We start from the raw sequence: 18799 nt of genomic DNA, 5'->3' as shown, positions 1-18799 counted from the left end.
ATAACGATTCAGCAGGCCAGGCATGCAAAACCTGACCGGCAATAACTTGAATAGCAGCCGCCGCTACGGCAGGCTTGCACGATTAACGACCCTCGACCGGGAGAGACAACACAATGGCACTTATCAGCATGCGTCAAATGCTGGACCACGCAGCCGAGTTCGGCTACGGCGTCCCAGCCTTTAACGTCAACAACCTTGAGCAGATGCGCGCCATCATGGAAGCCGCTGACAAGACCGACTCCCCAGTGATCGTCCAGGCTTCGGCCGGTGCCCGCAAATACGCCGGTGCTCCATTCCTGCGTCACCTGATCCTCGCCGCAATCGAAGAATTTCCGCACATCCCGGTGTGCATGCACCAGGACCACGGCACCAGCCCAGACGTGTGCCAGCGCTCCATCCAACTGGGCTTCAGCTCGGTGATGATGGACGGCTCCCTCGGCGAAGACGGCAAGACCCCAACCGACTACGAATACAACGTGCGCGTAACCCAGCAAACCGTAGCCCTGGCTCACGCCTGCGGCGTCTCGGTTGAAGGCGAACTGGGCTGCCTGGGTTCTCTGGAGACCGGTATGGCCGGCGAAGAAGACGGCATCGGCGCCGAAGGCGTGCTTGATCACAGCCAAATGCTGACCGATCCGGAAGAAGCCGCTGACTTCGTCAAGAAGACCCAGGTCGATGCCCTGGCCATCGCCATCGGCACCAGCCACGGCGCCTACAAGTTCACCAAGCCGCCTACCGGCGACGTGCTGGCCATCGACCGCATCAAGGAAATCCATAAGCGCATCCCTAACACCCACTTGGTGATGCACGGTTCTTCCTCGGTCCCGCAAGAGTGGCTGGCGATCATCAACCAGTACGGCGGCGACATCAAAGAAACCTACGGCGTACCGGTTGAAGAAATCGTTGAAGGCATCAAGCACGGCGTGCGCAAGGTCAACATCGACACCGACCTGCGCCTGGCGTCCACCGGCGCAATGCGTCGCCTGATGGCCACCAACCCGAGCGAATTCGACCCACGTAAATTCTTCGGCGCCACCGTGACCGCGATGCGTGATGTGTGTATCGCTCGCTACGAAGCCTTCGGCACTGCCGGCAACGGCTCGAAGATCAAGCCGATCTCGCTGGAAGCGATGTACCAGCGTTACCTGAAAGGTGAGTTGAACGCTAAGGTGAATTGAGCCTTGGTCGTTTAAAAGAAGCCCGCAGCGATGCGGGTTTCAGCTGGACGTAATGTTCGTTAGTTTATATAAAAACCCGTCGTGAGACGGGTTTTTAGTTTGAGCGGGTTTAGCGCGTTATACAGGGTCCAATTCAAATTTTCCCGCTACAAAATAGGCCGAACTCGTTGGCGTGGTCGTTACAAGGATATACGCCATGTTTGAGGTGGCGAAGGTGAACTTGTCTAAACCCGTAGTTGCTTTTTTTATTGGCACAGTGCTTGTTCCATCAGACCATGAGAAATACACGTCGCCAGCAGAGACGTATGAAAAACTCATTCTGTTAAATTTAATGTAGGTGTCATCTTTTCCGCGTAAAGAGATCTCAACTGATGTGTTCTTGGGGTCTGGTGATCTGAAAGAATAAACGATGTCTGGAAAATTTGCTTCGCGCGTAGCATCATCGATGAAGTTCGTTAGAAGGTTGGTCCTGCTCATGGCCTCTATGGATAACTTGAAAGACCTACCAATGCCGCCATGAGGTCTGAATTTTAAAAAGTTTTTGGTTACGAACTCTTCATCGGTGGCATATCTAAGTTGTTCATGTTCAAAGTTTTCTATGATTGTTTTGTCCACCTCAAGATTTATCGAAACCTCTTTTGGGTTTGCGTCCGTTTCCGTAAGCGTCAAAGTGACAGGGCCTGGGACGGGAGCCATTATGGTGGCGGAAAATCTCGCATCTGGCGCAATTGTTATTGTGTCCACGACCTTGCTGCCGGTAGCACTAAATCGAACCTGTAGTTGACCAGGAAAACCAGTGCCTGTGATTTTGAAAGAGCGTTTAGCGAAATTTCTACCGTTTAGCGACACTGCCGTGCCGTCTATGGTTTGGATCGTCGGAGGGATATTGCTCATTGGAGTGCTCCTTGATTTTTTGGATAACTGAGTTGTAGGTGTTGAGGTTTAAGTGACTGGCGCTGCTGTTAAAATGAGTTGAGTGCTTTACTAATTGCTTTTATCACGTCGTGGCAGGTAGTTTGGAGTAAGGGGGTGGCTATTGAAACCTGTCAGGTTTAACAGTTTTTTATACGATTTTGCGATGCGCGAAATTTAATTTGCTTATAAGAAACGAACCCACGTGAACTGAGCGCTGATCTTCAAAGAAGAGCGAGTCTGCATGTCAGGGTTTATTGCTAAAAACTATAAGCGACTGTTAGTTCTAACAGTTGTTTCTATCTGCTGGCGCGCCATTCTAAGGCTGTAAAAGCCAATCACAGGAGTGCTATGCATGAGTACCCAAAAACCGGTTTCTCCAAAGGGGCCAGCGCCCGCTCGACTTCCGCCGGAAGACGCTCCCGAGCCAACGCCCGTAAAGCCCAAAGGTCCGGCACCTATTACCGTTCCGCTTGAAAAGCCAAGTGAATAATCGTTGCACCTGCCCCCGCAGAGGCAATGCTGTCCAGTTAAGGAAGAACAGTATTGCTTCTCACAGAGGGAGGCGTTTACCCGGAAGTAGTCCTTACGCTGATCGGATGATGTCTCAGCGAAATTAGCTGGTCTGGTTATTCGTGGTCTATATCCAACTTCGCAAAGGTCACCTTCGCGCCTTCCTTGCTGTCCCCACTGTTGTCCTGCACATACGCGCCGGCCTTGAAGTACAGCGGCTTGCTGCCCCACGCTGCGCCAATGCGCTCGTTCCATTCACTGTCGGCGGCGTACACGCTGAGCAGCCCGGCTTTGTTGAGGTTGATCACGTAGGTAAAGCTTTTCTCCAGCGGCACATTGGACGCGACGATGACCACGCGGCTTTCACCTTCATCCGGGCGCATGCGCACTTTGGCGACGATGTTGCCGGTCTGGGTCTTTTCCTTGAACTGGTATTCGAGCTTGATCAGCGGTTTTTGGCTGTCATAGGCGTGGATCTGGCCGATGACGATCTTGCCGCTGGACGGTACTTGGTTCACGGCCAAGGTGGCGCGCAGGAAGTTGTCGGCTTCGGGGTAGGTCCAGTTTCGCAAGCGCCCGTCGGCGTAAGTTTCGCGCAGCTCACTGCGTGGGTAGATGGCGTTTTCGGTGCGGGTGCCGGTGACGGGTGTCCAGAACTGCACGTTGCTGCCTTCGGCCTGGAAGTACTGGTCGTTGAAGCCGCTGAGCAGCTTTGGGGTGTCGATAGTCGCGGGGGGCGAGCCGACCGGAATGCTCAGGTTCCAAGTGGAGAGGTCGATCATGGCGTTGGCCTTTTACAGGGGGTGAAGGCTTTGGCCCGTGGGCCTTACAGGTTCTTTATAGGCGGTGGCCGGCCTGTTGTTAAACATTTGCTGGCAATTTATTGGCGCCAAATGAATGCCAAAAAGCCATGTTTCCCATGAACCGTGGGCTGTAGAGGTTGACCGTTAGTCGGCTGAGTGAACTTTGGCGCAATGATGGTATCCACGTCACTTCTGATTTTCAGTATCCAGGGCTAGAGTGAGCCCTCAATGTTTATCCGCGTTTTCTCTCAGAAGTGACCGGAGTAGACCTAAGGAAGAGACCCAGCATGGAATGCGCTCCACCTCATGGCGATGGCAGTTCGGTTCTTCTGGTCGTCGATGACTACCCGGAAAACCTGATCAGCATGCGTGCGCTGCTACAACGTGATGACTGGCAGGTGGTCACCGCGGAATCCGGGTTGGAAGCTCTGGAGGTGCTGCTGCAGCATGAAGTGGACCTGGTATTGCTGGATGTAATGATGCCCGGCATGGACGGCTTTGAAGTCGCCCGCCTGATGCGTGGCAACCAGCGCACACGCATGACCCCTATTATCTTCCTGAGTGCCAACGCCCAGTCGCCCGCCGCGGTGCTGGAAGGCTATGCCAGTGGCGCCATCGACTACCTGTTCAAACCCTTCGACCCGCATATTCTCAAGCCCAAGGTCCAGGCGTTGCTGGAGCACCAGCGCATTCGCCGGGCCTTGCAGCGCCTGAGCCATGATCTGGAGTCAGCCCGGGCCTTTAATGCCTCGGTGTTGGATAACGCCGCCGAGGGCATCCTGGTGGTGAGTGAGGAGGGCGTGATCGAATACGCCAACCCGGCGATCTCGCGCCTGCTCAATGCCCCGATCCAAGAGTTGCAGGGCCAGGAATTCCTGAGTTTCATGCAAAAGCCCCATGTGCCCACGTGGCTGGATTCGCAGATGTACGCCGGTTACCGCAAGGGCGAAACCTGGCGCCTGCACGATGCGCTTCTGCGCACCGGCCGTGGCCAGCAGGTGCCGGCGGCGTTGTCCTGCGCGCCACTGCCCGCCGAACAGAAGGCCATGGTGGTGACGGTGCTGGATATGTCCGAAGTGCGCCACCTGCATCAGCAGTTGGAATTCCAAGCCGTTACCGACCCGCTGACCGGGCTGCTGAATCGACGCGGCTTCCACCAGGCTGTGGAAAACACGCTGTTGCGCAGTGAGCGCACAGAGCAGTCCTTGGTGTTGCTGTACCTGGACCTCGACGGTTTCAAGCGCGTCAACGATTCTTTGGGCCATGATGCGGGCGACCGGGTTTTACGCTGGGTTTCGGAGCAATTGCAGGGCGGCTTGCGCTCCTACGACATTATCGGCCGCATGGGCGGTGATGAATTTACTGCGCTGCTGGAGTTGGAGTTCCCAGAGCAGGCAGCAAAAATTTCGGAAAAACTGATCGAACGAGTCTCCGTGTGTCAGCAGGTTGACGGTTTGGATGTGATGCTCGGCGTGAGCATTGGCATTGCGACCTTCCCGGACTGCGGTTCGGACCTGAATGGTTTGCTGCGTGCGGCCGACATCGCCATGTACGAAGCCAAGCGCGCGGGCCGTCAGCAGTATCGCTATTACGACCAGGAAATGAACGGCCGCGCGCGCTCGCGGCTGATGCTCGAAGACAGCGTGCGTACGGCCATTCAAAACAAGGATTTCACCCTGGTCTACCAGCCTCAGGTCTCTCTGGCGGATGGGCGCCTGCGCGGTGTCGAGGCGTTATTGCGTTGGCAACACCCCAGCGTCGGCGATGTACCGCCTGGGCTGTTTCTACCGCTGCTGGAGGAAGCGCGACTGATCAGCCAGCTGAGCGCGTGGATTTATCAACAGGTCGCTGCCCAGCGTCAGGTGTGGCAAAGCACCTTCGACGATGAATTGGTGCTGAGCGTCAGCCTGAGTAGCAGCCAGTTCAATATGCCCAACCTGGCTAACCAGTTGCAGCAGGTGATGGAGCGACATGGGCTTCAGGTTGGGCAGTTGGAGGTGGAAATCGGCGAGGATTGCCTGATGAGTAGCTTGGAAGAGGCCACCAAGCAGCTCAAGTTATTGCGCCGAATCGGGGTGCGCATCGCTTTGGATGACTTTGGTTCGGGACAATGTTCCCTGGCGCATCTGCGTGACTTGGAGTTCGACACCCTCAAACTCGATCCGCAATTAGTCGCGCGCCTGCCGGGGTCGGTGAGGGACGCAGCGATGGCACGCAGCATTATCGAACTGTGCGGGCATTTTGACGTGCTGGTGGTGGCCGAGGGTGTGGAAACTCAGGAGCAAGCTCAGTGGCTCAAAGCCCATGGCTGCCCATTTATCCAGGGACCGTGGGCGGCGCACCCCCTGATGGCCGACGAAGTGGTCGACTGGTCACGCGCCCGCCTGCGCTGAATTCGCTACACTGGCGCCCATTCGAACCCTGTTGCAGACCTCAATGACCGCGCTGAAATACCTCCAGGCTTACCCCGCAGCCCTCCAGGAGCAAGTCCGTCAACTGATCGCCAAGGACCAGTTGGGCGCTTACCTGGAGCAGCGTTATCCCGAGCGTCATGCGGTGCAGAGCGACAAAGCCCTGTACGCCTACGCACTGGCGTTGAAGCAGGAACACCTGCGCAATGCGCCAGCGATCGACAAAGTGCTGTTCGATAACCGCCTGGATCTGACCCACCGCGCCCTCGGGCTGCACACCACGATTTCGCGGGTGCAGGGCGGCAACCTCAAATCCAAGAAAGAGATCCGCATTGCTTCGCTGTTCAAGGACGCCGCTCCAGAATTTTTGCGCATGATCGTGGTGCACGAGCTGGCGCACTTTAAGGAATCGGACCACAACAAGGCGTTCTATAAACTCTGCGATTACATGATGCCGGGCTACCACCAGGTGGAATTCGACCTGCGGGTGTACCTCACGTATCGCGACCTGCAGGGCAAGCCCTGAACGCACAAGGCGACTGACCATGGATGTGAGCAAGACCAAAAGCAGCTTCTACCGCCGCCTGTACGTGGCGTACCTGATCGACAGCGGGCTCGCCAGCAGCGTGCCGGCGCTGACCGACGTCACCGGCATGCCCCGGCGAACGGCGCAGGACACGATTGCGGCGTTGGCTGACCTGGATATCGTGTGTGAATTCGAACAGGAAGACGGCGCCCGCAACCATGCCGGGCACTATCGGATTCGCGACTGGGGCGCGATTGATCGGGGGTGGATCGAGGTGAATCTCGACCAGATCAAGCGGGTTCTGGGTTATCCCTGAGTTTGGCGGTGGCTGGTCTGGCGCTATCGGGAGCAAGCCCCCTCCCACATTTGAATGTATTCACACATTCAAACTGTGGGAGGGGGCTTGCCCCCGATGGCGGCCTTAAGCGCGCCGCATACCAATATGTGGAATGTCATCCTCCAGGTATTCCTCACCCGCCACCACAAACCCATACCGCCCGTAATAGCCCTGCAAATGCGCCTGGGCTGACAGGAATATCGGCGTCTCAGGCCAGATCTCATCAATCTGCCTGAGGGTTTCCTCCATCATCTTGTGCCCCAGCCCGGTACCCCGTGCCGCCGGTGCGACGATCACCCGACCGATAACCACATCGCCACCTTGGGATTCCGGATCCAGTAGGCGCAGGTAGGCCATCAGTTCATCGTCTTTCCAAGCCATCAGATGGTGGGTATCACCCGTCAGATCCTGCCCGTCGATGTCCTGATAAACGCACTTCTGCTCGACAACGAAAACCTCGCAGCGCAAGCGCAGGATGGCGTATAGCTGCTCCTTGCCCAGGTCGGTGTGATGTTTGCAGACCCAATCGACTGTCATGGTGTGTTCTCTCGTAAATGTCTGTTCTGGATAGTAGGCGCGACGGGCTTCGGTGTCTAAATCAACTATTTTTGTGAATGAAATCAATTTGCCACTATTGAGTGCAGGCGGCGGCCGTTTCTTTGTGTAATCTGAGCTAATGTTAGAACCTCAGGCGCAGCCTGAGCTAAGGCCACCGCCTGTCCGCCAAGGATTTTGAGCATGCCGCGATTCTCTCGTGCCGTTGCTTTGATTGGAGTGTTGCTGCTGGCAACGCCTGCATGTGCACAGCGCCTGCGCCTGGTCGCGGATGCCTGGCCGCCCTTTACCGATGCCACGCTGATCAACGGGGGCTTGGCCACTGATATTGTCAGCACGGCCTTGGCGCGCGCGGGCTATGCCAGCGATTTCCAGCAGGTGCCCTGGGCTCGCGCGCTGATGGGCGTGGGTGACGGGCGCTATGACGTGCTGGTCAACGCCTGGTACGACGACGCGCGTACGCACTTGGGGCAATTCTCCGGCGAATACCTGCTCAACCGCGTGCGTTTTATCAAGCGCCGTGACGACCCCATCGAGTTTCAGAACCTGCAGCAACTGCACGACTATCCCATCGCGGTGGTACGTGGTTATGCGTATTCAGCGGCGTTCGATGGGGATGCGCAGTTGCAGAAAGTGCCTGTGCATAACTTCGCCATGGCCGTGCGCATGCTGGCGGCGCAGCGGGTGCGGCTGACGGTGGAGGATGAATATGTGGCGCGCTTTTACCTGGCACGGGAGTCGGCCCGGGTGCGCAATACGGTGGAGTTCCTGCCACAGCCGCTGAGTGAAAACAGCCTGCATATTCTGGTGAGCCTGAAGAACCCTGAGCACGCGCAGATTGTGGCGAGCTTTGACCGCGAGATTGCCAAGATGAAGGTCGATGGCAGTTATGCGCGGTTGATGAAGGCCCATGGCATGTAGTGCCTGTGCGGGCCTCATCGGGAGCAAGTCGAATCGTCGTACCGCCCCTCCCACATTTGGACCGTGTGAATCCGATCAAGTGTGGGAGGGGCTTGCCCCCGATAGCGGCCTAAGCCGCGCTGGTATCTTTGATCAGGTGCGCCGCCAAGGTGCGCAACGGCCCCAACTGCCGGCAAATCAAGGCCAACTGTGTCTGCACCAATCGCTGCCCTTCATCAATCTCATCCGGCATCTGCTCCAAGTCCGCCGCCAGGGCTTCCTCGGCGTCGCTTTGGATCGCAATGGGTTGCTTGTTGGCCAAACCAGTCGCGATTTCATCGATGCTCGCAGCGAGGGTTTTACCCGCGCCGTCGATCAGATGCTCGCGCACCTCAGCCGGCAATGGCGTATCGCGGTGGGCTCCGAGGCCTGACAAGTAGCTGAGCAAGGTGTGGGACAACACCAGGAAACGGAAGCCCACATCCGCCTCCTTACGAAAATGCCCCGGCTCCATCAACATGTTCGCCAGCGTGGTGGACAGCGCCGCATCGGCGTTGTGCGCGTTGCGGCGGGCCAGGCGATAGGCCAGGTCGTCGCTTTTGCCGGCGGCGTATTGCTGCATGATCTGGCGCAGGTAGATGCTGTTGCAGGTCAGGGTGTTGGCCAGCACTTTGTTCAGGCGACGGCCTTGCCAGTCCGGCAGGAACAGGAACACGGCCAAGCCGGCGATCAAACTGCCGAGCAAAGTATCGAACAGCCGTGGCAAAAACAGCCCGTAGCCATCCCCCACCTGGTTAAAGCAGAACAGCACCATCAGGGTGATTGCTGCTGTGGCCAGGGTGTAGCGGGTGGTGCGGTTGATAAAGAACACCAGGCCGGCAGCGATGGCGAACATCGATTGCACCAAGGGGCTTGGGAACAGGTCGAACAGCGCCCAGGCCACGGTGAGGCCGATAGCGGTGCCGATGATCCGCTGGCCGAGCTTGCGCCGCGTCGCACCGTAGTTGGGCTGGCACACAAACAGGGTGGTGAGGATGATCCAATAACCTTGGGAGGCGTGGATGGCATGCAAGGTGCCGTAGCCGATGGTCAGCGCCAGTGACAGGCGCAACGCGTGTCGGAACAGCAGCGACGTCGGCGTGAGTTGGGTGCGCAGGCGCGTCCACATTTCTTTGAGGTTGCGCGGCGCGCGGTCCAACAGGTTGCTGTCGGTGGCGTCGGCCAGGGCGTCGGGGTTGCTCGCGTCGCCGAGCAGGCGGTCAAGGGTGGACAGGTTGGCCGCCAGGGCGCGCAACGAACGCAGCAGGCCGCGCCAGGCCGGGTTGCTCTGGATGCGCAAGTGTTCCAGGGAGGCGTTCAGGTCGCTCAGTGCTTCGGCGAAGCTGTCGTCATAGATGAACGGTTGGCGCAGTTGGATCGACTCGGCCAGGGCCTGGCAGGCCTTGCCTTGTTGGCGCAGCAAGCGCTGACAGCGGAACAGCACATCGCTGTGGAAGAACGCATCGGCCAGGGCGTTGTAAGGGTAGTGGGATGAGCTGGCGCGTTCGTGGATGTCCTGGGCCAGGAAGTACAGCTTGAGGTAGCGACTGACCTTCGACCCCGGTCGGCCATTGCCCACGCGGTGCAGGATGATTTCTTTCGCGGCATTCAGCGCGGCCACCACCCGGCCATTTTGCTGGGCAAGTTCCAGGCGGCGCGCCTCCACATCCAACTGGCGGATCGGTTCAAACAGCGACGACTTAAGCTTGAGGTAGCGTCCCAACTCGCGGAACAGCCGCGCCAGGCTCTGCTGCACTGGCTGGTTGGAAAACAGCGCCTGCCACAGCACCGACAACGCGCCGTACCAGGCCGCACCGGCCACCAGCAGCAACGGCTCATGCCAGAAATCACTGACGGCGCCGCCGCGCTGGTCCACGCCGATCATGGTGTAGACCGACAGGATTAACGTGGCCGACGCAATCGCGCCATAGCGTTCGCCCAGCGCCCCGAGCATCGTCAGGCCGAACGTCGCCAGAGCCAGGGAGATGGCGAAAATCCAGGGGTATGGGAACAGCAATTCCACCGACAGCGCGGCGATGCTGAAGCACACCAGCGTTACTGCCAGGGCATTGAGGCGGCCCTGCCAACTGTCGTCGGTCTCAGCCAGGGCGCTGGCGATAATCCCCAGGAACAGCGGGATCAGCAGCGTCATTTCATCCTGATACCAGCACAGCGCCATGCTGCCGGTGAGGGCGATGAATACCCGAATGCTGTAACTGAATTTATCCAGCGCCCACAGGCGCCGCATAGACTGCTTGAACGAGGTCGATGACATGAAGTCGTGAGTCTTCCGGGACGATGCCGTTAAATTGAGCCATCAGTGACGCCACGGCAAGGGTGGTGATCACATCTGACAACAAATTATTCGCAGGCACACCTCAAATCAAAATGTGGGAGGGGACTTGCCCCCGATTGCAGTGTGTCAGCCAGAATATCGGTGATTGATACACCGCTATCGGGGGCAAGCCCCCTCCCACATTTTTTACTGCGTCGTATCAAACAAACTGCGCGGCCGCGTAACCGGAGGCCCACGCCCACTGGAAGTTAAACCCGCCCAGGTGACCGGTCACGTCCAGTACTTCGCCAATAAAGTACAAGCCAGGGCTTTTCAGCGATTCCATGGTTTTGGACGACACTTCCCGCGTGTCCACCCCACCCAACGTCACCTCGGCGGTGCGATAGCCCTCGGTGCCCGCCGGCACCAGCTGCCAGCTCCCCAGCTTCTGCGCGATGTCGGCTATTTCGGCGTGGGTGTACTGCTTCATCGGCTTGGACGCAAACCAGGTGTCCGCCAGCAGGTTGGCCATCTTCTTGGTGAAGATCTCACCCAGCAGGGTTTTCAGCTCGCTGTTGGGGCGCTCGACCTGTTGCTGTTGCAGCCAGGTGTGGGCGTCGTGGTCGGGCAGCAGGTTGATTTCCACGGTGTCGCCGGATTCCCAATAGGAGGAAATCTGCAAGATCGCCGGACCGCTCAGGCCACGGTGGGTAAACAGAATGTTCTCGCGAAAGCTCTGGTCGTTGCAGCTGACCAGACAGTCCACGGAGGTGCCGGACAACTCGCCGCACAAGTCCTTGAGCTGATCAGTGATGGTGAACGGCACCAGTCCGGCGCGGGTTGGCAGCAGTTCGTGACCGAATTGCTTGGCCACTTGATAACCAAAACCGGTGGCGCCCAGGGTCGGAATCGACAAGCCGCCGGTGGCGATCACCAGGGATTCGCAGCGCAACTCACCCAGCGTGGTTTGCAACTGGTAGCCGCCGTCGACCTTGGCAATCTCCTGGATCGAGGTGTCCAAGTGCATGCTCACGCCGGTCTGGATGCATTCGTCGAGCAGCATGCCGAGGATGTCGCTGGACTTGTTATCGCAGAACAACTGGCCCAGCTTCTTCTCGTGATACGGCACGCCGTGCTTGGCCACCAGCCCGATAAAGTCCCACTGGGTGTAGCGGGCCAGGGCGGATTTGCAGAAGTGCGCGTTGTGCGAGAGGAAGTTGGCCGGCTCTGTGTACATATTGGTGAAATTGCAGCGGCCACCGCCGGACATCAGGATCTTCTTGCCGGCCTTGTTCGCATGGTCGATCAGCATCACCTTGCGCCCGCGCCCGGCGGCGGTCAGTGCGCACATCAAGCCTGCGGCGCCGGCGCCAATGATCACAACTTCGGTCGAGCGCAAAACGGTGTCCTCATACAAATTCTGATTTGGAATGCAATTAATGTGGGAGGGGGCTTGCCCCCGATAGCGGCGGTTCAGTCACATCTATATTGACTGACACTCCGCTATCGGGGGCAAGCCCCCTCCCACATTGGATCTCCATTGGTGCAGAGATGGTGTTACAGGATCCGAACGCGCAACGAACGGCCTTTGATCTTGCCGTCATTCAGGCGCTGCAACGCTTGCTTGGCGATTCCGCGCTCAACAGCCACAAAGGCCTGGAAGTCAAAGATCGCGATCTTGCCGACCTGGGCGCCCGGGATGCCGGCTTCGCCGGTCAGTGCGCCGAGGATGTCGCCCGGACGCACTTTGTCTTTACGGCCTGCGGCGATGCACAGGGTGCTCATCACCGGCAGCAACGGACCGCCGCTTTGCGGCTTGAGGTTGTCCAGTTGGTCCCAGTTCAGCGGCGACTTCTGCAGTTGCTCGATGGCTTGGGCGCGGTGCGCTTCGGACGGCGCCACCAGGCTGATTGCGATGCCGGTCTCGCCCGCACGACCGGTACGGCCGACGCGGTGAATATGGATTTCCGAATCGCGGGCCAGTTCGACGTTGATCACCATGTCCAGCGCGTCAATGTCCAGGCCACGGGCGGCGACGTCGGTGGCGACCAGTACCGAGGTGCTGCGGTTGGCGAACATCGCCAGCACCTGGTCACGGTCGCGCTGTTCCAGGTCGCCATGCAGGCCAACGGCGGAAATGCCCTTGGACGTCAGGTGATCGACGGTTTCCTGTACTTGCTGCTTGGTGAAGCAGAACGCCACGCAGGAAGCCGGGCGGAAATGCGCCAGCACCTTGGTCACGGCGTCCATGCGTTCTTCCGGGGAGATCTCGTAGAAACGCTGCTCGATCTGGTCGTCGGAGTGGAACGCTTCGGCTTTCACTTGCTGCGGCGCGCGCATGAACTTCGAGGCCAGCTGCTTGATGCTCACCGGGTAGGTGGCCGAGAACAGGAGGGTTTGGCGGCGTGGTGGGGTCTTGCTGATGATGTCTTCGATCGCGTCGTAGAAGCCCATGTCGAGCATGCGGTCGGCTTCGTCGAGGATCAGGGTGTTCAAGCCGTCCAGCACCAGCGAACCTTTGCGCAGGTGTTGCTGGATGCGGCCCGGGGTGCCGACGATTACGTGGGCGCCGTGCTCAAGGGAGGCGATCTGCGGACCGAGGGACACGCCGCCGCACAGGGTCAGGACCTTGATGTTGTCTTCGGCGCGGGCCAGGCGACGGATTTCCTTGGCGACCTGGTCGGCCAGTTCACGCGTCGGGCACATCACCAGCGCTTGGCAGCCGAAGTAGCGCGGGTTGATCGGGTTCAACAGGCCGATACCGAATGCAGCGGTCTTGCCGCTGCCGGTCTTGGCCTGGGCAATCAGGTCCAGCCCTTTGAGGATCACCGGCAAGCTTTGCGCCTGGATCTGCGTCATCTCGACATAACCCAGCGAGTCGAGATTAGCCAGCATGGCGGCGGACAGGGGCAAAGTATTAAAAGCGGTGGCGATGGTAGTCACGGGACTGGCTCTGCAAAACAAAATGTCGCGCAGTGTACCAGCCCTGTGGGAATTTCCCCGCAAGTTCTAGACGAGACGCCGCTTAATGCTCGATATGTTGGTCCGGGTTGACCACCCGTTTGCCGTCTGTTGGCGACAGTTGCAGGAAGATCGCCGCCGCCAGCATCGCCATGATGCCCACGGTGAGGAAGGTCAACTGGAAGGCGCCCAACACACTTTCCACGCCATCATTGCCCGATTCGGCAGTGAAGCCGCCGAGCAGCGCACCGGCGCAGGCCACGCCCAGGCTCAGAGACAGTTGCGCCACCACCGAAAGCAAACTGTTGCCGCTGCTGGCCTGAGCGTCGTCGAGGTCGATCAGGGTCACGGTGTTCATGGCGGTGAATTGCAGGGAGTTGATCGCCCCCAGCACCGCGAGCATGCCCAGCAGCAAAGGGTAGGGCGTCTGTTCCGTAACCAGGCCCATGCTGGCGAGCATCATCCCCAGCGCCAGGGTATTGCCGGTGAGCACGATGCGATAACCCAGGCGCTCGATCAACGGACGTGCTACGGACTTGGCAAACATCGCCGCCGCCGCCAGGGGCAGCATGCTCATACCGGCTTGCGATGGCGAATAACCCAGCGCTACCTGCAACAACAGCGGCACCAGGAACGGCAGCGCGCCGCTGCCCAAGCGGGCGAACAGGTTGCCCAGAATGCCCACCGCAAACGTGCGCGTCTTGAACAGCACCGGCGAGAACAGCGCATTGTCGATATGCCCGGCCCGCAGCCAATACGCCGCCAGGCACGCCAGCCCGCCGAACAGCAGCAACATCACCCGCAGGTGCGGCAAGTGCAGTTCGCCCAGGCCTTCCATCGCGATGGTGATCAACACCATCGCCGCGCCGAACAGCAAAAAGCCGAGGCCATCGAAGCGTGTGCGCTCGCTGCCGCGCAGGTCGGGGATGAATTTCCACACGGCGTAGCAGCCGATCATGCCCACCGGCAGGTTGATCAGGAAGATCCAGTGCCACGTCAGGTATTGCACCATCCAGCCGCCCATGGTTGGGCCGAGCAATGGGCCGAGCAGGCCAGGAATGGTGATGAAGCCCATGATCCGCACGAGCTCGGAGCGCGGGTAAGCACGGAGAACGACCAGCCTTCCGACCGGCAGCATCAGCGCGCCGCCCAAGCCTTGGATCACCCGCGCACCCACCAGCATGGTCAGGCTGCTGGACAAGGCGCACAGCAAGGAGCCGATGCTGAACAGCATGATCGCGCCAAAGAAGATTTTCTTAGTGCCGAAGCGGTCGGCAATCCAGCCGGACGCCGGGATCAGCAGGGCGACGGTGAGCATGTAGGCGATCACCACACCTTGCATACGCAGCGGGTTCTCGGCGAGGTCCCGCGCCATTGCCGGCAGCGCCGTATTCAGAATCGTCCCGTCCAGCGACTGCATGAAGAAGGCAATCGCCACCACCCAGGGGAGCCAGCGGGCGGTCTTGTCATCGAGCGGGACGCGATTCGGCATGGGAACCCTTTTGTTAGCAGGCTATGTGTTGGCGATTATGCGCTATTCGTCGCGCTTTTTCCCACTGGCGGTTCGTCTAAGTCCGACAACACCGCGTGCTCGCCCACCAAAAAATTCAGCAGCGCGCGGTGCACCGATAACGCGGCCTCGCGGGACTCCAGATCAAGCAAATGACCGGTGTGCTCGGCCACTGCAAAGCTGCTGCGGGCCACGTAATGCTTGAACAGCTGGGCTTCGGCGGCCGGGGTGTATTCGTCCAGGGCGCCGTTGAGGAAATGCACCGGCGTTTCAATCTGCCGCAGTGCTGGCAGGTAGTTGCCGTCGCCCAGACCGAGTACCTGATGGATATGGAAGCGCGCCTGGCGGTACTCGGTGGTGGCCATGGTCGACAGGTGACGGTGGTTATTTCGTTTGAGCCGGGGCGAGAGGTATTTGCCGACCGTCTCGTTGAGCAAGTGGCCGACAGCGGATTTGTCATCGGCCTCGATCAGCACACGCACGCGCTCCACGTAGTCGAGCATGGGTTGGTTGAGGTTGGGCGCCAGGGCCATCACCACAGAGCTTTCGATGGACGGCGGGTTGTGCGCGAGGGTCAGCAGCGTGGAGATGCCACCCCAGGAGGCCGATACCAGGTGGTTGACCTCGAAGCGTTCCACCAGGGCGCGCAGCATCTGCACTTCGTCGTCTTTGGTCACTAGGTCCAGGTCGGTGTTGTGCTCGCGGGAATAGCCGGAGAATGGCAAATCGAAGAGCAGCACATTGAAATGCTCGGCCAGGCATTTGCTGGTGCGGGCGAAGGAGCGGGTGGTGGAGAGCGCGCCATTGACCATCAGTACCGTTTTCTTTTGCGGGTCGTGACCCAGTTGCTCCATGTGAACGTTGTAGTGTTTGAACAGCTTTTGTATGACGAAACTTCCATGGTTCATCGCAGTACTTCCAGTATGTGGCGGTATGCCACTAGCTGTTATAGCGAGGTTTTTTGCAGGCGACAACAGGCCGCCCGTGCAAACGGACAGGAAGAGAATTTACGGTAGGAAGGGCCGAAATCGGGATGTCTGAAATCAGCACAAAACACTGTGGGAGGGGCTCCTCCCACAGGCATTTGATGTTTAGAGAGTCAGGGTCAGGCGTTTTACCAAGGCCCCCGGCAACAGGTTGGATGCAGTGTTGCGCTGTCCGTAGGTGCTGGCCGACAGCAGCAACTCGCGCTCAGCGGTGAGGGCTTCCAACTGCGAGCCGAGCAGGCTGTAGACGCTGTCATCAAACCGCATGGTGCTGACCGGCGCCTTGATCTCGCCGTCTTCCACCCAGAACGTGGCGAAGCGCGTCATGCCGGTGAGGCGGGCGGCGGGCAGGTCTGAATAGTTCAGGTACCACAGGTTGCTGATGTACAGCCCGGTGCCGAGTTGTTTGAGGATGTCAGCTTCGGCCAGGCTGCCCGCTGCCATCTGCAAGGCACTGGGGGATTCGTCGCTGCTGGCGCCGTTGGTGCTGAGACCATATTCGGCGGCACTGCGCGAGTTCACCAGTTGGCCTTCGGCCTTGCCCGCGTTGATCAACGTGACATCGCCGCGCGGGTAGCCCTCGCTGGAAAACGCCTGGCTCAGGGAGCCGCTGACGTGTTCGTTCACTGTTACCAACGGGCTGAGGTGTTGCTCGCCCGCGTACAGCTTTTGCAGTGAGCTGCCTTTGCTGGCGATGGCCTGTGCGGAGAAACCACCCCAAGTGATGATGCTGATGATTTCTTCCAGCGCCGCCGGGGCGAGGTAGGCGCGATACTGCCCGGGCGCCAGGGTGTGCAACGGTCGACCGAGGAACTCAAGCTGGTTGCGGGCCTGTTGCAAGCGGCGGGCGAACTCGGCGCTGTCCCACGTGTGCCCGGCATAGTTTGCCTTTACCGCTTCGCCGTTGGCATGGAACAGACTGAAGTCGAAGTTGAAGCTATTGGCCTGGTGCCAGCCGAATGCCCCATCGGAACTGGCAAAGCCACGGCTGATCGGCCCGGCGGCGTAGATGCCGACCAAGTCCACGCCGTCAGCGGCCTGGCTGATGTCCTCCAGCACGAGGGCCAGGTCGGGCAGCGGCTGGGCCTGTTCGTTGTGGCTGTGCCAGGCATCGTGGTTGAGCAACAGATATGGGTCATGGGGCAGCAACGGCAAGGTTTCGCGCAGTTGTTGCAGGCCATCGGCGAGGCGCTGGCGGTCCAGCTCAGGCGTGCCAGCCAGGGTGATAGCGAGGTCGGCGTGGCGGCCATCGTTGATCAGTTTCAGGTTGAGGCTGGCCTGTTGCACTTGTCCGGCCTGGCGCACCTTGGCGTGGTTGAACCGCACGAATTCGGACGCCTCGGCCGCATAGCTCAGGTGAAATTGTTCCTTTTCGGTGATGGCCTGCTTGAGCCACTCCACCAATGCCTTGAAGGTATTCATCAGGCATCTCCCCCAAATACGTCAATGTTGCTGAACACACACGCGGGTGAGGCGTGGCCGACACGGATCACCTGGTTGGGTTCGCCCTTGCCGCAGTTCGGCGTGCCCAGCACCTTGGTGGTGCTGGCGTCACCCACGGCGCTGAGCTTGCGCCAGAACTGCGCGGAAATAGCTCGGTAGTTGGGATTCTTCACCACGCCCTTGAGCTCACCGTTTTCAATCAACTGGCCCCATTCGCAGCCGAACTGGAATTTGTTGCGCGCATCGTCGATGGACCATGAACGGTTCGTCGACATCAGGATGCCGTTTTCGATGCCGCCAATCAGTTGCGCCAGGCTCTTGTCGCCGGCCTCGATATTCAGGTTGGCCATGCGGTCGATCGGCGCGCGGTTCCAACTGCTGGCGCGGCTGTTGGCTACGCCGCTCATGCCGGATCGAAATTGCGACAGCGCCCCACCCAGCGGCTTGATCAACAGCCCTTCGCGTATCAGGAATTGCTTGCTGGCGGCCGTGCCGTCGTCGTCATGGCTGTAGCTGGCGAGCTGCTCGGGAATGTTCGGGTCGAACGTCACATTGAGCAGCTTGGAGCCGTATTGCAGGTGGCCAAAGTCGCTGGCCTTCACAAAACTGGTGCCGGCGTAGTTGCGCTCGTCGCCGAGAATACGGTCCAGTTCCAGCGGGTGGCCGATGGACTCGTGGATCTGCAGGATCATCTGGTCAGGCATCAGCAGCAGGTCGCGCGGGCCTTGGGGCGTGTTCGGCGCCAGCAGCAGTTGCAGGGCTTCGTCGGCAATGCGCGGGGCCGCGCCGACCAGGCCGAAACGGTTGATCACCTCAAACCCGCCTTGTTGGCCAAAGTTGCTGCCGCCGAGGGTGCGGGTCTGGCTGTCGTTGCCGTCAAAGGCTGTAACGTTGATGCCAGGGAACACAAAACGCTGGGCCTGGCGCAGCTCGGCGCCGGCAGTATTGAGGTAGATCTGCTCGACGTGGGTCAGACCCAGGCTGACGTCCCAACTGACCAGGCGCTCGTCCTTGGGCACGGCGGCCGATTCGTCGCCAAGCAGGTGATAGCAGTCACTTAGGGACGGGAAGGCTTGGTCGAGGTCAGGCGACAGATAGTCGGCGATGTCGCTGGAGACGTGTTGGTCGCGCACATCCAGCAGGGCGTGAGGCTTGATTTGCCGGGCTTGCTGTTCGGCGCGCTCAAGGGCGGCTTGCAGGCCGGCAAGGGAAATGTCGTTGGTCGCGGCGTAGGCTTCGACACCGTTGAGACGCACGGTGAGCATGGCGCCTTCGTCGTTGCTCAAGTGTGGCGGTTCGGCGACGTTCTTGCGCACCGACAGGTACTGGCCGGATTCGCGAACGTAGCGTAGGGAGAAGAAATCGGCGGTAGTGCGCAGGGCACTGAAATGCCGTTTGAGTGTGGCGTGGTGTTCGAACATGGGGCCTTCCTTGTGGGCAGCTCAGCGCG

General features: G+C 59.5%; 15 protein-coding genes. 5 read left to right on the top strand and 10 right to left on the bottom strand.

Annotated elements, in window-relative coordinates; all coding sequences use genetic code 11:
* Nucleotides 1-113: 113 nt before the first annotated feature.
* Complete coding sequence (fba, locus tag LRO94_RS26610; protein WP_032884050.1) at nt 114-1178, top strand: class II fructose-bisphosphate aldolase; 1065 nt, start codon at nt 114-116, stop codon at nt 1176-1178.
* A gap of 117 nt (nt 1179-1295) precedes the next feature.
* Here fba and LRO94_RS26605 read toward each other — a convergent pair whose 3' ends face one another.
* Both LRO94_RS26605 and LRO94_RS26600 read right to left on the bottom strand, forming a co-directional pair.
* On the bottom strand, nt 1296-2072 hold the full coding sequence (locus tag LRO94_RS26605) for a hypothetical protein (RefSeq protein ID WP_032884048.1): 777 nt from the start codon (nt 2070-2072) through the stop codon (nt 1296-1298).
* A gap of 647 nt (nt 2073-2719) precedes the next feature.
* Entirely contained in the window at nt 2720-3385 is a 666-nt protein-coding gene (locus tag LRO94_RS26600; RefSeq protein ID WP_032884045.1) for a polysaccharide lyase family 7 protein, read from the bottom strand.
* A 308-nt stretch (nt 3386-3693) separates the two neighbouring features.
* Between LRO94_RS26600 and LRO94_RS26595 the strand changes: the two genes are divergently transcribed.
* The 3 genes from LRO94_RS26595 to LRO94_RS26585 are packed head-to-tail and all read left to right on the top strand — an operon-like array spanning nt 3694 to nt 6659.
* Nucleotides 3694-5799 (top strand): putative bifunctional diguanylate cyclase/phosphodiesterase, encoded by a 2106-nt coding sequence (locus tag LRO94_RS26595; RefSeq protein ID WP_032884044.1) that lies wholly within the window; start codon nt 3694-3696, stop codon nt 5797-5799.
* Between the two features lie 43 nt (nt 5800-5842).
* The gene (locus LRO94_RS26590; RefSeq protein ID WP_032884043.1) at nt 5843-6343 is read left to right on the top strand and encodes a M48 metallopeptidase family protein; all 501 of its coding nucleotides are present in this window, start codon (nt 5843-5845) and stop codon (nt 6341-6343) included.
* 19 nt (nt 6344-6362) lie between these two features.
* A complete protein-coding gene (locus LRO94_RS26585) occupies nt 6363-6659 on the top strand; it encodes a winged helix-turn-helix domain-containing protein (RefSeq protein WP_032884042.1) in 297 nt (98 codons plus the stop codon).
* 105 nt (nt 6660-6764) lie between these two features.
* On the opposite strand, the gene LRO94_RS26580 is transcribed toward LRO94_RS26585, so the two are convergent.
* Nucleotides 6765-7217 carry a GNAT family N-acetyltransferase gene (locus LRO94_RS26580; protein WP_179179792.1) on the bottom strand — a complete coding sequence of 151 codons (453 nt, stop codon included), beginning with the start codon at nt 7215-7217 and terminating at the stop codon, nt 6765-6767.
* A 201-nt stretch (nt 7218-7418) separates the two neighbouring features.
* Between LRO94_RS26580 and LRO94_RS26575 the strand changes: the two genes are divergently transcribed.
* Nucleotides 7419-8156 (top strand): substrate-binding periplasmic protein, encoded by a 738-nt coding sequence (locus LRO94_RS26575; RefSeq protein WP_179179793.1) that lies wholly within the window; start codon nt 7419-7421, stop codon nt 8154-8156.
* Between the two features lie 109 nt (nt 8157-8265).
* Here the strand turns inward: LRO94_RS26575 and yccS are convergent, their stop codons facing one another.
* From yccS to LRO94_RS26540, 7 genes are all read right to left on the bottom strand, one after another.
* Entirely contained in the window at nt 8266-10449 is a 2184-nt protein-coding gene (gene yccS / locus LRO94_RS26570; RefSeq protein WP_032884039.1) for a YccS family putative transporter, read from the bottom strand.
* A gap of 220 nt (nt 10450-10669) precedes the next feature.
* The gene (locus LRO94_RS26565; RefSeq protein WP_032884038.1) at nt 10670-11848 is read right to left on the bottom strand and encodes a BaiN/RdsA family NAD(P)/FAD-dependent oxidoreductase; all 1179 of its coding nucleotides are present in this window, start codon (nt 11846-11848) and stop codon (nt 10670-10672) included.
* A gap of 158 nt (nt 11849-12006) precedes the next feature.
* The gene (dbpA, locus tag LRO94_RS26560) at nt 12007-13344 is read right to left on the bottom strand and encodes an ATP-dependent RNA helicase DbpA (protein ID WP_233897098.1); all 1338 of its coding nucleotides are present in this window, start codon (nt 13342-13344) and stop codon (nt 12007-12009) included.
* Nucleotides 13345-13474: 130 nt separating this feature from the next.
* A complete protein-coding gene (gene mdtD / locus LRO94_RS26555; RefSeq protein WP_032884036.1) occupies nt 13475-14902 on the bottom strand; it encodes a multidrug transporter subunit MdtD in 1428 nt (475 codons plus the stop codon).
* 35 nt (nt 14903-14937) lie between these two features.
* Entirely contained in the window at nt 14938-15828 is an 891-nt protein-coding gene (locus LRO94_RS26550; RefSeq protein WP_179179794.1) for an alpha/beta fold hydrolase, read from the bottom strand.
* 183 nt (nt 15829-16011) lie between these two features.
* Nucleotides 16012-17328, bottom strand: coding sequence for a TldD/PmbA family protein (locus LRO94_RS26545; protein WP_122754258.1), 1317 nt, complete (start codon nt 17326-17328; stop codon nt 16012-16014).
* On the bottom strand, nt 17328-18770 hold the full coding sequence (locus LRO94_RS26540) for a TldD/PmbA family protein (protein ID WP_179179795.1): 1443 nt from the start codon (nt 18768-18770) through the stop codon (nt 17328-17330). The genes LRO94_RS26545 and LRO94_RS26540 overlap by 1 nt, the downstream gene beginning before the upstream one ends.
* Nucleotides 18771-18799 lie beyond the last annotated feature (29 nt).

Origin of the sequence: Pseudomonas sivasensis (genome assembly GCF_021391435.1) — a bacterium.
GTDB classification, from domain to species: domain Bacteria; phylum Pseudomonadota; class Gammaproteobacteria; order Pseudomonadales; family Pseudomonadaceae; genus Aquipseudomonas; species Aquipseudomonas sivasensis.
Note: the sequence above shows the minus strand (reverse complement) of the source record. Positions and strands in the feature narration are given on the sequence as shown.

Coding starts and splice junctions, on each gene's coding strand:
- fba (WP_032884050.1), top strand. CDS start 114: ATGGCACTTATCAGCATGCGTCAAATGCTGGACCACGCAGCCGAGTTC.
- LRO94_RS26605 (WP_032884048.1), bottom strand. CDS start 2,072: ATGAGCAATATCCCTCCGACGATCCAAACCATAGACGGCACGGCAGTG.
- LRO94_RS26600 (WP_032884045.1), bottom strand. CDS start 3,385: ATGATCGACCTCTCCACTTGGAACCTGAGCATTCCGGTCGGCTCGCCC.
- LRO94_RS26595 (WP_032884044.1), top strand. CDS start 3,694: ATGGAATGCGCTCCACCTCATGGCGATGGCAGTTCGGTTCTTCTGGTC.
- LRO94_RS26590 (WP_032884043.1), top strand. CDS start 5,843: ATGACCGCGCTGAAATACCTCCAGGCTTACCCCGCAGCCCTCCAGGAG.
- LRO94_RS26585 (WP_032884042.1), top strand. CDS start 6,363: ATGGATGTGAGCAAGACCAAAAGCAGCTTCTACCGCCGCCTGTACGTG.
- LRO94_RS26580 (WP_179179792.1), bottom strand. CDS start 7,217: ATGACAGTCGATTGGGTCTGCAAACATCACACCGACCTGGGCAAGGAG.
- LRO94_RS26575 (WP_179179793.1), top strand. CDS start 7,419: ATGCCGCGATTCTCTCGTGCCGTTGCTTTGATTGGAGTGTTGCTGCTG.
- yccS (WP_032884039.1), bottom strand. CDS start 10,449: ATGTCATCGACCTCGTTCAAGCAGTCTATGCGGCGCCTGTGGGCGCTG.
- dbpA (WP_233897098.1), bottom strand. CDS start 13,344: ATGCTGGCTAATCTCGACTCGCTGGGTTATGTCGAGATGACGCAGATC.
- mdtD (WP_032884036.1), bottom strand. CDS start 14,902: ATGCCGAATCGCGTCCCGCTCGATGACAAGACCGCCCGCTGGCTCCCC.
- LRO94_RS26550 (WP_179179794.1), bottom strand. CDS start 15,828: ATGAACCATGGAAGTTTCGTCATACAAAAGCTGTTCAAACACTACAAC.
- LRO94_RS26545 (WP_122754258.1), bottom strand. CDS start 17,328: ATGAATACCTTCAAGGCATTGGTGGAGTGGCTCAAGCAGGCCATCACC.
- LRO94_RS26540 (WP_179179795.1), bottom strand. CDS start 18,770: ATGTTCGAACACCACGCCACACTCAAACGGCATTTCAGTGCCCTGCGC.